19 protein-coding genes are annotated in these 10,966 nt (G+C 65.0%); 9 read left to right on the top strand and 10 right to left on the bottom strand.

The window, feature by feature from the left end; translation table 11 throughout:
* Window positions 1-23: 23 nt before the first annotated feature.
* The 7 genes from ACTOWJ_RS05835 to ACTOWJ_RS05865 are packed head-to-tail and all read right to left on the bottom strand — an operon-like array spanning window position 24 to window position 3,397.
* Entirely contained in the window at window positions 24-974 is a 951-nt protein-coding gene (locus ACTOWJ_RS05835; RefSeq protein ID WP_441333655.1) for a PD-(D/E)XK nuclease-like domain-containing protein, read from the bottom strand.
* The gene (locus ACTOWJ_RS05840; protein WP_441333656.1) at window positions 974-2,089 is read right to left on the bottom strand and encodes a hypothetical protein; all 1,116 of its coding nucleotides are present in this window, start codon (window positions 2,087-2,089) and stop codon (window positions 974-976) included. Before ACTOWJ_RS05840 ends, ACTOWJ_RS05835 begins: the two co-directional genes overlap by 1 nt.
* A complete protein-coding gene (locus tag ACTOWJ_RS05845) occupies window positions 2,086-2,313 on the bottom strand; it encodes a hypothetical protein (protein ID WP_441333657.1) in 228 nt (75 codons plus the stop codon). Before ACTOWJ_RS05845 ends, ACTOWJ_RS05840 begins: the two co-directional genes overlap by 4 nt.
* Window positions 2,300-2,476, bottom strand: coding sequence for a hypothetical protein (locus tag ACTOWJ_RS05850; RefSeq protein ID WP_441333658.1), 177 nt, complete (start codon window positions 2,474-2,476; stop codon window positions 2,300-2,302). Before ACTOWJ_RS05850 ends, ACTOWJ_RS05845 begins: the two co-directional genes overlap by 14 nt.
* The gene (locus ACTOWJ_RS05855; protein WP_441333659.1) at window positions 2,476-2,745 is read right to left on the bottom strand and encodes a hypothetical protein; all 270 of its coding nucleotides are present in this window, start codon (window positions 2,743-2,745) and stop codon (window positions 2,476-2,478) included. Before ACTOWJ_RS05855 ends, ACTOWJ_RS05850 begins: the two co-directional genes overlap by 1 nt.
* On the bottom strand, window positions 2,745-3,041 hold the full coding sequence (locus tag ACTOWJ_RS05860) for a hypothetical protein (RefSeq protein ID WP_441333660.1): 297 nt from the start codon (window positions 3,039-3,041) through the stop codon (window positions 2,745-2,747). Before ACTOWJ_RS05860 ends, ACTOWJ_RS05855 begins: the two co-directional genes overlap by 1 nt.
* Window positions 3,038-3,397: a hypothetical protein gene (locus tag ACTOWJ_RS05865; RefSeq protein ID WP_441333661.1), complete on the bottom strand. Its 360-nt coding sequence runs from the start codon at window positions 3,395-3,397 to the stop codon at window positions 3,038-3,040. The genes ACTOWJ_RS05860 and ACTOWJ_RS05865 overlap by 4 nt, the downstream gene beginning before the upstream one ends.
* Window positions 3,398-3,611: 214 nt before the next feature.
* Between ACTOWJ_RS05865 and ACTOWJ_RS05870 the strand changes: the two genes are divergently transcribed.
* On the top strand, window positions 3,612-4,034 hold the full coding sequence (locus tag ACTOWJ_RS05870; RefSeq protein WP_441333662.1) for a hypothetical protein: 423 nt from the start codon (window positions 3,612-3,614) through the stop codon (window positions 4,032-4,034).
* Window positions 4,035-4,077: 43 nt separating this feature from the next.
* Here ACTOWJ_RS05870 and ACTOWJ_RS05875 read toward each other — a convergent pair whose 3' ends face one another.
* Window positions 4,078-5,604: an MASE1 domain-containing protein gene (locus ACTOWJ_RS05875; protein ID WP_441333663.1), complete on the bottom strand. Its 1,527-nt coding sequence runs from the start codon at window positions 5,602-5,604 to the stop codon at window positions 4,078-4,080.
* A gap of 107 nt (window positions 5,605-5,711) precedes the next feature.
* Window positions 5,712-6,200 carry a hypothetical protein gene (locus ACTOWJ_RS05880; RefSeq protein ID WP_441333664.1) on the bottom strand — a complete coding sequence of 163 codons (489 nt, stop codon included), beginning with the start codon at window positions 6,198-6,200 and terminating at the stop codon, window positions 5,712-5,714.
* Between the two features lie 120 nt (window positions 6,201-6,320).
* Here ACTOWJ_RS05880 and ACTOWJ_RS05885 point away from each other — a divergent pair, with 120 nt between their 5' ends.
* Complete coding sequence (locus tag ACTOWJ_RS05885) at window positions 6,321-6,527, top strand: hypothetical protein (RefSeq protein WP_441333665.1); 207 nt, start codon at window positions 6,321-6,323, stop codon at window positions 6,525-6,527.
* A 112-nt stretch (window positions 6,528-6,639) separates the two neighbouring features.
* Here ACTOWJ_RS05885 and ACTOWJ_RS05890 read toward each other — a convergent pair whose 3' ends face one another.
* Complete coding sequence (locus tag ACTOWJ_RS05890; RefSeq protein WP_441333666.1) at window positions 6,640-6,807, bottom strand: hypothetical protein; 168 nt, start codon at window positions 6,805-6,807, stop codon at window positions 6,640-6,642.
* A 119-nt stretch (window positions 6,808-6,926) separates the two neighbouring features.
* On the opposite strand from ACTOWJ_RS05890, the gene ACTOWJ_RS05895 reads away from it, so the two are divergent.
* The 7 genes from ACTOWJ_RS05895 (at window position 6,927) to ACTOWJ_RS05925 (ending at window position 10,949) form a co-directional block, all read left to right on the top strand.
* Window positions 6,927-7,325 (top strand): hypothetical protein, encoded by a 399-nt coding sequence (locus ACTOWJ_RS05895; RefSeq protein ID WP_441333667.1) that lies wholly within the window; start codon window positions 6,927-6,929, stop codon window positions 7,323-7,325.
* Window positions 7,322-8,011 carry an HNH endonuclease gene (locus ACTOWJ_RS05900; protein ID WP_441333668.1) on the top strand — a complete coding sequence of 230 codons (690 nt, stop codon included), beginning with the start codon at window positions 7,322-7,324 and terminating at the stop codon, window positions 8,009-8,011. Before ACTOWJ_RS05895 ends, ACTOWJ_RS05900 begins: the two co-directional genes overlap by 4 nt.
* Window positions 7,992-8,246: a hypothetical protein gene (locus tag ACTOWJ_RS05905; protein WP_441333669.1), complete on the top strand. Its 255-nt coding sequence runs from the start codon at window positions 7,992-7,994 to the stop codon at window positions 8,244-8,246. Before ACTOWJ_RS05900 ends, ACTOWJ_RS05905 begins: the two co-directional genes overlap by 20 nt.
* A 53-nt stretch (window positions 8,247-8,299) precedes the next feature.
* Entirely contained in the window at window positions 8,300-9,358 is a 1,059-nt protein-coding gene (locus ACTOWJ_RS05910; RefSeq protein ID WP_441333670.1) for a DUF1376 domain-containing protein, read from the top strand.
* Between the two features lie 25 nt (window positions 9,359-9,383).
* Entirely contained in the window at window positions 9,384-9,986 is a 603-nt protein-coding gene (locus ACTOWJ_RS05915) for a hypothetical protein (RefSeq protein WP_441333671.1), read from the top strand.
* 199 nt (window positions 9,987-10,185) lie between these two features.
* The gene (locus ACTOWJ_RS05920; protein ID WP_441333672.1) at window positions 10,186-10,467 is read left to right on the top strand and encodes a hypothetical protein; all 282 of its coding nucleotides are present in this window, start codon (window positions 10,186-10,188) and stop codon (window positions 10,465-10,467) included.
* Window positions 10,464-10,949 carry a RusA family crossover junction endodeoxyribonuclease gene (locus ACTOWJ_RS05925; protein WP_441333673.1) on the top strand — a complete coding sequence of 162 codons (486 nt, stop codon included), beginning with the start codon at window positions 10,464-10,466 and terminating at the stop codon, window positions 10,947-10,949. The genes ACTOWJ_RS05920 and ACTOWJ_RS05925 overlap by 4 nt, the downstream gene beginning before the upstream one ends.
* Window positions 10,950-10,966 lie beyond the last annotated feature (17 nt).

Consider the following 10,966-nt stretch of genomic DNA (forward strand, 5'->3'; position numbering starts at 1 on the left):
GGGTTCGGGTGCGCGACGAGCGTTCATGCGGCTTTGTCCTGGGAGTCGTAGTGGCCGTAGGCGGGGATAGAAATCGGCTTGACCGTGGTCGTGTGGCCCGGCCAGCGACCGGATTTCAGGCAGGCGTCGAGCTTCCGAATCGAGCGCTGCCGGATCGCCCATCCGCGCTCCTCTGACGGCGCGTCGGTGTGCCAGGACGCGGGCACGTGCGGCCGCCGCTTCTCGACCGGGAAGAAAACAAAGCTCTTGAGCGGGGTTCCGCAGACGCGGAAGCCTTCGCAGTAGTGCGTGCTCTGCACGTGGTAGCGGTGAGCGACGATCGCGCGAGAAAACGGCTCCTCGGCACCGGAAATGCAGGACTTAATGTCGCCGCCGAATTGGAGATCGGGCTCGTACAAGTCGGCGCGCGCTTTGCAAAGGACGCCGGTTTCCTCGTCGATCCACCTGACCGTCACTTCCTTCTGGCAGGCGTCGATCAGCTCGCCGACTTTCATCGTCGGTTGGCCGGGGAAGTCGGGGAACTCCATCTCGTAGGCGCGCAAGCTGTTCGCCATCGCCCGCGCCTGCTCATAGTCGGCACGGGTCAGCGTCTCGCGCGAAGCGGTCTCGCACTCCCACGTGCGCCACCAATCGATGGCGCGCAGGGTGTCCATGCTCGGGCGCTGCGCGGTGAGCTGGCGTTCGGAAGGCTTCCGCGGCGCGTCGTCAGGCAGCAGGACATAACGGTCACCGAACTGCTCGGGCTCGAGCGTGGCGCAGTGGAAGGCGCGACCGAAGCGCAGCGCCGCGGTCTCCTCCTCGTCCCCGTCCGGGTTGGTGATCCAGTAGTGGTATTGCATCGGGCAGTGGACATCGATGACTGCCAAGCCTGAATTGCTCGCTTCTTCGAGGCGCCGCCGGTAATAGGTCTCCGGCGGCTCATCGAAGAAGATGCCGAGGCGCGGCGCTTCGCCGCTGGCGATGACGGCGGACATCACGCGGCCTCCCGGTCCCGACGACGCGCGGGACGCTTCGCCGGCTTTTCCGGCTTCTCGTCGCGTTCGATCGCCGCGGCCAGGGCAAGCGTTACGACGTGGTCGCCCTTGCCGAGGTCGCGTAGGAGGTCTAGCGCGTCGCGCGCTGCGCCACTCAGCGTTGCGTTCGCGATGCGCTCCTCGTTGGCCCTGGCCGCCGCTTCCTCGCGCTGCCGCGCCAGCTCGGCGCGCTCGGCATCCAGGCGCTTACGCTCCGCTGCCTGCTCCTCGGCGATCCGGGCCTGCTCGGCGCGCGCTTCGGCTGCTTGACGCTCACGCTCCGCTGCGGCCGCTTCGTCCGCCGCTTGGCGTTCCGCGGCGGCGCGCTTCTCGGCAGCTTCGCGCTCGGCGCGCGCGTTGGCCTGGCGCGCTTCTTCCTCCTGGCGCAGACGATCCAGTTCGGCGCGCTCGTCGGCGAGCCGCTTGTCTTCTGCCTGGCGTCGCTGTTCCTGTTCCTCGCGCTGGGCGCGAAGCTCCGCGGCGATCCGCTCGTTCGTGCGCGCCGCATCCAGGATCTCGCGTAGTTTGGCGAGGCTCGAATTCCGGGCGGCGACCGCGTCCGGCAGATGCACGCCGAAGGCCTCGGCATCGAGCGGCTTCGATTCGAGTTCGGCGATCGCTTCGGCGACCACGCTCGACGGCGCGGACATGTACTCGAGCGCGCGGTCCCGCAGCGATTCGATGCGACGCTGCAACTCGGCCAAGCGCTCGCGCTCGCGGCGGGCGGCTTCCTCGCGCGCGGCATCGAGGATGCGCTCCTGCTCCTTGATCTTGTCGTCGATCGGCTGCTCGAGTTCGAGAACCGCCGCGGTGATCCGCTTCGCCTCGGCATCCAGGACGCGGCCGCGGTCCAGCAACGGCGCCTTGAGTTCCTTGCGCTTGTCCTCGAGCGCGCTGCGCAGCTTCACCAGCGCGAAACGCGAGTCGCGCGCCTCTTTCATGCCTGCGGGGGTGGTGACATCGAACGTCGCGTCGGCCAACTGCTGGCGCAGTTCGGCGAGCGCGGCCTCGGTCTGCGAATACTCGACGATGGCGGTCGTGGTCGGGTGGAGAACTTCGGCGGCTGCGGAACTCATGGCGTTTCGTCCTTGCAGAAGGGGGCGACGCGGCCGGCAACGGTCGCGGCGGATTGGCGGATGTAGGCGTCGCGCTGCGGGAGCAGACCCTTGTCGGGATCGCTCGCGGCGGCGTCGGTGGTGATGGGCGCGGTGATCGCTGGCGCGGGCGTGATGCCCGGGCGGCCGCGTTCGATCATCGAGCGCGCGAGCGCGCGCACGACGTGCGGGTTAGAGATGGTCATGCGGGGCGTCCTCGAGGAAGTGGACGACGCAAAAGCCGGTGGCGCCGAGCAAGATCGCGGCTTCCAACACGCCGGGCGTGCGGAATACCAGCCACCAACCGACGAGGCCGACAAGCACGTAGCAGGTCGTCATGGCGGCCCACTGCGCGGCGGTGTTCGGCATCACGGCGCACCAACCAAATCGGCGATCGCCGACAACACGCGGCCACGCACGTGCGGCGGGAGATCGCCGCGGTCGCGCACAAGCTCGAGCGTTTCCAGCGCGTCGCGCAGCGCGCCCTCGACGTAGCCCATTTCCTTAGCGGCCGCGCCGGCGCGCTGTCCGTCCGCGAGGCGGCCGTCGCGGTTGTGCTTGTACTCGTTCTTGCGCCGGCGGTTGATCTCGTTGAGGACGATCTTTCGCGGGTTGCGGGAGAAGGTGAGCGCGCCCATCACGCACCCCCAACGCGGATCAGCGCCGCGCGCAGGCCGGTGCGAAACACTGCGAGGGCCGCGGCGTCCCAGCCACGCAAGAACACGGTTCGTTCGCTTACGGGCAAGCCGCTCACGTCCGGCCGCGCGAGAACGGTTCCGCCTTCGCGGTTCGTGTCCTCGACCTTGGCAGCGGCGTCGATCAGCTGGGCCAGGGCGGCGCAGTGTTCGCGGATTTCTTCGGCGACACCGACGAACCCGGTATTGCCCAGACGGTCGGCAATGCCGGATAGCGCGTCCACAACGGCGGCGCTCACGCGGACACCCGGCGCGAGGCCAGCATGTCGGCGAAGCCATCGGCCGCCGCCGCCCACGAATCCCGCTGGCGCTTCTCGGCCTGGGCCTGCGCACGCGCAGCGAACGCCGCGGTGAGCGCCCGGGTCATCTCGGCCGTGTACGCGGCCCAATCGCCTGTGCGGAATGCGGCGACCGCCAATTCGTCCAGGCGGTCGTAATCCTCGGGTTCGAATTCGCCGAGCGCGGCTTTGATCTCGGTCGGGTCGTCCAACAGCTCCGCCGTGATGGCGGCGACATCCTCGGCGGCCGGGCCGAGGCGCAGGGCCTCGGCGGCAATGCGACGGACGTTCAGGGGGGTAACGGCTTCGGTCCTCATGGTCGGCTCCCAGGGCCCAAATGGGCTCGTTCAAAGCCGAGTCTAGAGAACTAGACTAACAAGTCAAGAGGGCTAGACAAGAATCCGGGCCGCTTGTCGCGAGATTGGGGGTCTTTGAGCTGACCGTGCTCGGGAGCAAGAAAGGGGGCCATGTCGCCGCTAAATTGTTCTGCTAGGCTCATTCCCTCATCGCGTTAAACGTAGGGGCGCCGTCATGCGTACATGGATTTGCGTGTTGTTGGCCGGGTCGTTATTGGCCTCTGGTGGGGCAGTGGGCCAAGCCTCGGGCGGTAACACCGGGCCGGCCGCAATGGCGAAAACCGGGTTAGGGCAGAGCGGCAACTCCAATGACCTCAGTGTCGATTCGCTTTGGAAGGTCTACGCCTTCGAGCGGAAGGGCATTCGCTATTTGCAAGTTGACGATCAAAGCGGAACGCCTCGTGCGGCGATCGCCTACATCGGAGATACGTTCTGGACTCTTCCGATCGGTCAGGACGTGGATCGTGTGTCCACGCCGCAAGAGCCGATTGCGATCCCCTCGGGAGCCGTGCAACGAGTGGTTTACCAATCCAAAGACGTTCAGCTGAGCGCCTTTGAATCAGCGTCGGGCGTTTTCTGGCGTATCTCTACGCCCTGAACGATCGGTGCAATAAAAAGCCCCGCTAAAAGCGGGGCTTTTTTTATCCTGGAACGGTCGCCGCTGCTGGCGCCGTTCCGTTCTGTTCAACCATGAACAAGAAGATTCGACGGTTGCGATGGCGGATTCGGCCGCCATAAGCCAGAACGCGACCAGATGCATCAAGGTCGCCGACTTCGAAAATCGCCCGCTGAAATTGCGCTGGCACGGTCAAACAGATTGCAACTCCGCTGCGCTCTCCGCGTCGTCCGCATCTGGCGCGCAGCTTGACCTGTTCGTGCTCGGTGATAGCTAGGAGCGCGATCAGATCATCTAGCACGCGGTACACCATGAGTTGCAACTGTGGGCTGATCGCGTTGTCGTCGCCGCGAAGATCGCTGTTGATCCGACAGTGTCCGCCCCATTTACCGGCGACCATGTCGGTCCGAAGCGCTGCGAACAATCCGCGCTCGGCGAGATCCGAGGGGTAGGTCAAGCGCAACTCGTCTTTGATTCGCTGCTCGTTGGCGACGCGGTAGTTTTGGATTTCGAGTGCCGCCTCTGCATGCCCTCGCTGGCGTAACCATTTGCCTGCGTCATGGAGTTTCGCGAACACTTCGTCCATCACAAACTGTAGGTCGGCAACCCTGCGCTCAAGCTCTTGCTCACTCGAAACAAAGCTCTTGCGTGCGATTTCGAGCGCTTTTGCCTCGGCTAGGCCGTAGGCATTAACGTTGCGGTAATACCGTGAAATCCGACTGCCGAGGGTGATTAAGACCGTCGCGGTAATCGCCAAAATAATCTGCACGCGTAACGCATCCGGATCGGTGTTTCCGTCGGTGTGCGTTCGGTGAATAGTCATGGCCAGGGCTGTGTTTGACATCACCACACCGACCGCTGCGCCGCGCCAGCCGTGCAACACGGTAAGCACGGCCGCGGGGACGATCATCAACATCCGCAGCATGTTTTTCTCTGCGGGGCCGGCGAGTTCAGCGATGATGAAGACGCCTAGAGTCGCGACAATACCTATAGCAGCATCCGCGCGAAGCCTTCGCGGGAATGGGTAGGAAGCCGCACGCTGTTTCCAAAGTAGGACGAGCGGGATCATGGTCAATATCCCGAGGTAAGCCCCGACCATGACCTGAAAGCTGTTGGTCCAATCCACTGGACCAGGCTCTTTGCGCATAAGGCCAAAAACCAGGCCTGTATTAGCGAGGGTTGTGCTTGCAGCCACGAGCGCAGCGAGCATGAGTATTCGCTGCGGCTCTACGATCAGGCCGTTTCGTTTTTCAAAAGATCGAACGATGACGGCAACCAAAGGCATGATCGTGATCGACGAAACAACGACGAAGGTCAAGCCGTATTCGTCAATTCGAGAGTATCGAGCGCAGAGAATTCCCGCCGCTTCGCCCGCGATCAGATAAAGCCAATAGGAGCGGGGGACAAGCAGAAGTGCGGCGACGCGTAGGCCGGCCGGCAAATACCATTGGTCAAGCGTAATGTTGCTTACGCGTAACGCCCAGAAACTGAGCGCGTATACAGTGCCGAGCACAACACCACGGGCAACACGCCCCAAAAGATGCTCCATCATCTCCACGTCCTTTAACGCCTTGTCCTAAGGCTATAGGGCTTTGCGATTTTTTAACGGGACGACCTACCTAAACTCCTCGTGACGGTTTTCGCACTTGGTCAGGAGCCTTAATCGCGCTGAGCCTTTGTGGCCGGGCGATTGGCTGGTGACTGAGCTTCCTGCGGCGCCGTCGCGGACGTTGCGTCATGGAGCACCCCCATAGCCTTAAGCCGCTCGCGATGCTTGGGGTTCACCCTGCGAATGAGGTCGGCCGCCGACTGCTTGGGTGGTGGGGCGAGCGAGGCTTGTGCGTTTGCGATCAGCGCAGCACGCATCTCCGGGGAGACCAGCCGGAAAAGCTCGAGCATTTGCAACTCCTCGGCTTCCAACGGTTCGAGACGTTCGCCGGCGGGGTCTGTGTAGCCGGACGCGGCTTCGCCTTCCACGTAGGCAGGGCCGCGGCCAGTCACGAGCCATTCGCGGCTCACGCCGAGGACCGATACCAGCCAGGTCATCGTCTTTTGGCGGATGTTTTCCGGCTTTGTGGTGCCGTCCAGCAGGAAGTACACCGCCGCTTTGCTCAACGTCCCCGGCCGAATTAGGTCGGTCGGCTTCATCTCCCTTGCGGTCAGCGCTCCCCTTATGCGGTCGGCCATAGTCTCCATATGTCTAGAAGAGTAGACATATGATTGGCTAGAGTGCTTGACAAGACCGTCTAGAAAACTAGACTCAGCGGCATGAACCTGACCAAATCCGCTGTTAAGTCTGCGCTTGGGATCGAGACGGACGCCGAGCTTGCGCGGTTTTTTGAGATCGGCAGATGGGCTGTGGGGCAGTGGCCGGACGACAAGCCGATCCCCGAGCGGCGCCAATGGGAGCTGCGTGCGCGCCGACCCGACCTGTTCACCAACGACTCCACCGATAGAGCGGCGGCTGTCTTCTGAGATGGCCGCGCAGCACTCCCCGAACATCCCCGCGAGCGGTAACTGCCGGCGGTCGGTCGCGGGCTCTTTGAGCCCCCGGCCGCCGGCGTCGGCGTTGGTGTTCGTCTTGGCCTTACTCCTCCGGCTCGACATCGCGCCCCTCCAGAACCTCGAGGTCGATGACCGTCGCTGTCGTCGGCGGCAGGTCTCGCGGGGCGGGGTACATGCGGCGGATGTGGACGCCGTCGTCGCGCCGCGTCACTGCGAACGTGTTGCCGCACATCCGGACCAATTGGGTCACGGGCGCGGGTTGCATCCCTGATTTCAACGGCTCGGCCTCGCGAGGGGGTGGGCCTTTTTTTTATCCCCACGAGCTTGTCCCACGCCGTCCCACGGTGGGGGACAGAAAGGGAAACCCCTATGCCCTCCGCACAAATCCCCTTGTTTTACGACTCATACGAGGATGCGATCCGCTCGACGGTGGTCGCGCTTGGTGGGTTGAAAAAAGTTGGCGCGCTGCTGTGGCCGGCGATGCCTGCCGACGACGCCGGTCGCAAGCTGGCCCACTGCCTCAACACCGAGAAGCGGGAAAAGATCGACCTCGGCGAGCTGGCTCTTTTGCGCAAAGCTGCGCGCCAGGCCGGCGTCCATATTCTCGCTGCGCACGAGATGCGCGAGGCCGGCTACGCCGAGCCGCAGCCGCTTGCGCCCGAGGACGAGGCCGCGCAGTTGCAGCGCGAGTTCATCACCGCGGTCAAGGCTCTCGAATTCATCCAGACCCGCATGGGCCGTAACAGCGTGTTGCAGGGCCCGTTGTGAACGCGCCGCGCCAGACGTGGACCGATGACCAGCTCGAGACGCTGCGCATCAACTACGCGAATTGGCCGACGTATCTAGTCGCCTTCGTGTGCGGCCATAGCGAAACGTCCACGTATCAAAAGGCGAAACAGCTCGGCTTGCGCAAATCCGCCGAGTTCCTGAGCAGCAGCGCGTCTGGACGACTACAAAAGGGCGACCTGCGCGGAACATCGGGTCGCTATCCAAAGGGACACGTGCCCGCCAACAAGGGGCTTCGTCGGCCTGGCTGGGCGCCGGGCCGCATGGCGGCTACGCAATTCAAAGCTGGGCGTCCGACTCACGAGGCGCGGAACTACCTTCCGATCGGCACGGAGCGCGTCAACGCGGACGGCTACCTCGAGCGCAAGGTCTCCGACGATCAAAGCGTCGTTCCCGCGCGTCGATGGGTGGGAGTGCATCGCCTTGTGTGGGAAGCGGCGAACGGCCCGGTCCCATCTGGACATGCGATCGCGTTCCGGCCTGGTAGGCGGTCCGTCGTCGCTGCCGAGATAACTCTCGACGCGCTCGAGCTGGTCTCGCGCGCACAGCTCGGCGCCCGAAACATTTTCCACAACCGATACCCCAAGGACGTCTGCCAGCTCATCCAGCTAAAGGGCGCTTTGAATCGGAAAATCAACCGGAGGAACCGTGAAAAACTCGATGGCTGATGTCCGTAACCACCTGGTTGCGATGCTCGAGGCGCTGGGAGATCCCGATGCCAAACCGGAGGTTGTTGAGCGCGCAAAGGCGACGAGCATGGTCGCCGGCACTTACATCAACGCGGTCAAGGTAGAGATCGACGCGATCCGTCTGCACGACGAAATCGGCCGCTCACCTTCTGCAATCGAGTCGCCGCAGAAGGCTGGCGACCTGGTGATGCTCAAGGACGGTCGTCGCGCGTGACAGTTCCCGCGCCACTGGTGCCCCCGAACGTCGCCTTGCGCGACTTCGCATATATGCCGCTCGACGTTGTGCGGCTGCGCGATAGCGACCTGATCGCGCACGCGACCGGCGAGGGTTTCCGGTGCGCCGTGCTTTTGTGGTGTGTGGCATGGCACCAAGTGCCCGCCGGCTCGCTCCCGAACGATGAGAAGTCGCTCGCGAACTTCGTCGGCTACGCGCGCACGCCGCGCGAGTGGAAGAAACACCGCGCTGACGCGCTGCGCGGCTGGATCGAATGTAGCGACGGCCGCCTGTATCACCCCGTTGTGGCCGAGAAGGCCAACGCCGCATGGACCGCGCGCCTGCGCGATCGCTGGAAATCGAACTGTGCGGCGATCAAGAAGGCGGCGCAGCGTCGCCAGGATCGCGCGGTCTATCCGACGTTCGAGCAGTGGCGCGAGCACTTCGAAGCGACCGGCTCGGAATCGTGGCGTCCCGACTTCGTCCACGGGGACAAGCCCGGTCGTGTCCCCGGGGACAACGGCGGCGGCGTCCCGGGAGACAGCGGCGAGCGTCCCCCAACTGTCCCCGGGGACACGGGCACCAACAGAAGCCAAGGGAAGCTAAGTGATCTACCAGACACCGAGGGTGTAACCACACCCCCGCCTGCGGCGGTTGGCTCCGATGACCGGCCCGCGGATCACTTCGGCCAGTTCGAAGGCCACGAGAACCCCGCGCGCCCGTTGCTCGACCCCGTTGTCGCCTGCGCCATCGAGCTTCGACGCGCCGGAATCCAGGTCACGAGGCTCGACAAGAACCTCGGCCCGTTCGTCGTCGAGGGCGGCAAGGCCGCCGACATCGTCGAGCTATCGAAGCTCGACGAATTCCAGGACAAGCCGTCCGCCTACATCACCGCGGCCGCGCTGCGAAAGCTCCGCGACGCCAAGAAGAACCCCACCGGAGGCACCAACGATGCAACGCGCAGCACAAGCGGCCGTGTCCGCGGCCAAAGCCTTGCGGACGAAGCCGCCGCAATCCACGACGCCGACGACGATTGCGCCGCCGGACGATCCGAACCCGCGGCCGGCGCCGTCGCAGTTATCGAAGGATCCGCAATCCGAGTCCGCGCTTAAGCGGCTTTGGGAGCGAATGCTCGGCATGTACGGCCACACCTGGGCCAGTCAGTACGGCACGGCCGCCGCCGGCGTCGCCGCGAAGACATGGGCCGCGTCGCTCGCCGGCGTCACCCCGGAGCAGCTCGCGGTCGGGTTGCGCGCATGCGTCGCCGAGGGAAACGAGTTCCCGCCGAACGCGCCGAGGTTCCGCGCGATGTGTTTCGGCATCCCGAGCCTCGACCGCGTGTCGTTCGAGCTGCGCAAGCCCGACACCGCGTCGCGCTTCTCCCGCGCCGTGTGGCAATTCATCAACGGCTATCGGTACGGCAAGGCGACAGAGGAAGACCGGCAGCGGATGATTAAATCCGCCTACGGCCTGGCCCGGGACGCCGTCATGCGCGGCGAACCGCTGCCCGAGGAGCCCGTCGCCAACCTGGCCGCGCCCGAGCCGCGCAAGCCCAACATCACGCCAGGCTTCGCCGAGAAGTCGCTTGAGACGATCGCGCGGATCCTCGAGCCGACGCCGGCGGAACGCCTCGAGACCGCCCGCAAGGAAGCGGAACAGCGCGAGGCGAAGCGGATCGCCGCCGAGCTTGCGCGACGCGGCAACGAGCCTGCGGTAGACGACCCTGCGAAGGGGTTATGACCGTCGAGCCTCGCCCGAACCTCGGCGATCGCGATGTGTTCAACCTCTTGCAGCAGGGTTGCAACACACACGAAATCGCCGCCTACGCCGGTGTGTCCACCGCGACAGCGTGGTCGATGGTTTCCCACGCTCACCACGCCTACGCGCGCGAACTTGCACCGCCGACACCGCGTGCGCGCCCGCTTGAGAGGCGGTGGCGATGAACTGGCGCTTCCCGCCCGACGCCCCGATCGAGCCAGGCCTCTACGGCGTCCAGACCTCGACCGTCGCCGGCGATATGCCGCGGTTCCTGCGCTGGCATTCGCCCGGTGCGGGCTGGCGCCTCGGCGCTCGACGCGAAGTCGTTACCGCGTTCTACGGCCCGATCCCCGAGTGCGTGTTCCCGCACGCCGACGTTGACCACCTGTTCGCGCCGCCCGTGCGCGACGTCCCCATTCGCCGCGCGCCGAAGCGCCGCACCAGCCAGGATCGCAACCGATGAAACCGATCACCCTCGTATTGCCTTACCCCGTCAGTGCCAACCGCTACTGGGCGACCCGAGTCGTCAAATCGAAGGTGCCGCCGCACAAGCCGATGGCGATCACCTATGTCACCCCCGAGGCCCAGGAGTACCGGAAGGAGGTCGCGAAGCTGGCGACGATGGCCGGCATCGGAAAGCTACAGGGCCGCGTTCGCGTGTCCATCCGCCTGTATCCGTCACGGCCGCAGGATTGGGCGCGGCGCGCGCGCAAGGATCCCGACTTTTGGGGCGATACGGTCCAGTGCATGGACTTGGGGAACTGCGAGAAGGTTCTCGACGACGCCCTGAACGGCATCGCCTGGACTGACGACAAGCAGCTCCACGAGATTCACAAATACCGCCGCGACCCGGACGAGTTGGGCGCGCGCGTCGAGATCACGATCGAGCCCATCGTCCGCGCCTTGATCGCGCCGACCTTGTTCGGCGAGGAGCGCGCGGCCTGACGCCGCCGGCCATGTCC

Origin of the sequence: Lysobacter sp. CA199 (assembly GCF_052078715.1) — a bacterium.
Lineage (GTDB): Bacteria > Pseudomonadota > Gammaproteobacteria > Xanthomonadales > Xanthomonadaceae > Lysobacter.

Coding starts and splice junctions, on each gene's coding strand:
- ACTOWJ_RS05835 (WP_441333655.1), bottom strand. CDS start 974: ATGTCCGCCGTCATCGCCAGCGGCGAAGCGCCGCGCCTCGGCATCTTC.
- ACTOWJ_RS05840 (WP_441333656.1), bottom strand. CDS start 2,089: ATGAGTTCCGCAGCCGCCGAAGTTCTCCACCCGACCACGACCGCCATC.
- ACTOWJ_RS05845 (WP_441333657.1), bottom strand. CDS start 2,313: ATGACCATCTCTAACCCGCACGTCGTGCGCGCGCTCGCGCGCTCGATG.
- ACTOWJ_RS05850 (WP_441333658.1), bottom strand. CDS start 2,476: ATGCCGAACACCGCCGCGCAGTGGGCCGCCATGACGACCTGCTACGTG.
- ACTOWJ_RS05855 (WP_441333659.1), bottom strand. CDS start 2,745: ATGGGCGCGCTCACCTTCTCCCGCAACCCGCGAAAGATCGTCCTCAAC.
- ACTOWJ_RS05865 (WP_441333661.1), bottom strand. CDS start 3,397: ATGAGGACCGAAGCCGTTACCCCCCTGAACGTCCGTCGCATTGCCGCC.
- ACTOWJ_RS05870 (WP_441333662.1), top strand. CDS start 3,612: ATGCGTACATGGATTTGCGTGTTGTTGGCCGGGTCGTTATTGGCCTCT.
- ACTOWJ_RS05875 (WP_441333663.1), bottom strand. CDS start 5,604: ATGATGGAGCATCTTTTGGGGCGTGTTGCCCGTGGTGTTGTGCTCGGC.
- ACTOWJ_RS05880 (WP_441333664.1), bottom strand. CDS start 6,200: ATGAAGCCGACCGACCTAATTCGGCCGGGGACGTTGAGCAAAGCGGCG.
- ACTOWJ_RS05885 (WP_441333665.1), top strand. CDS start 6,321: ATGAACCTGACCAAATCCGCTGTTAAGTCTGCGCTTGGGATCGAGACG.
- ACTOWJ_RS05895 (WP_441333667.1), top strand. CDS start 6,927: ATGCCCTCCGCACAAATCCCCTTGTTTTACGACTCATACGAGGATGCG.
- ACTOWJ_RS05910 (WP_441333670.1), top strand. CDS start 8,300: ATGCCGCTCGACGTTGTGCGGCTGCGCGATAGCGACCTGATCGCGCAC.
- ACTOWJ_RS05915 (WP_441333671.1), top strand. CDS start 9,384: ATGTACGGCCACACCTGGGCCAGTCAGTACGGCACGGCCGCCGCCGGC.
- ACTOWJ_RS05920 (WP_441333672.1), top strand. CDS start 10,186: ATGAACTGGCGCTTCCCGCCCGACGCCCCGATCGAGCCAGGCCTCTAC.
- ACTOWJ_RS05925 (WP_441333673.1), top strand. CDS start 10,464: ATGAAACCGATCACCCTCGTATTGCCTTACCCCGTCAGTGCCAACCGC.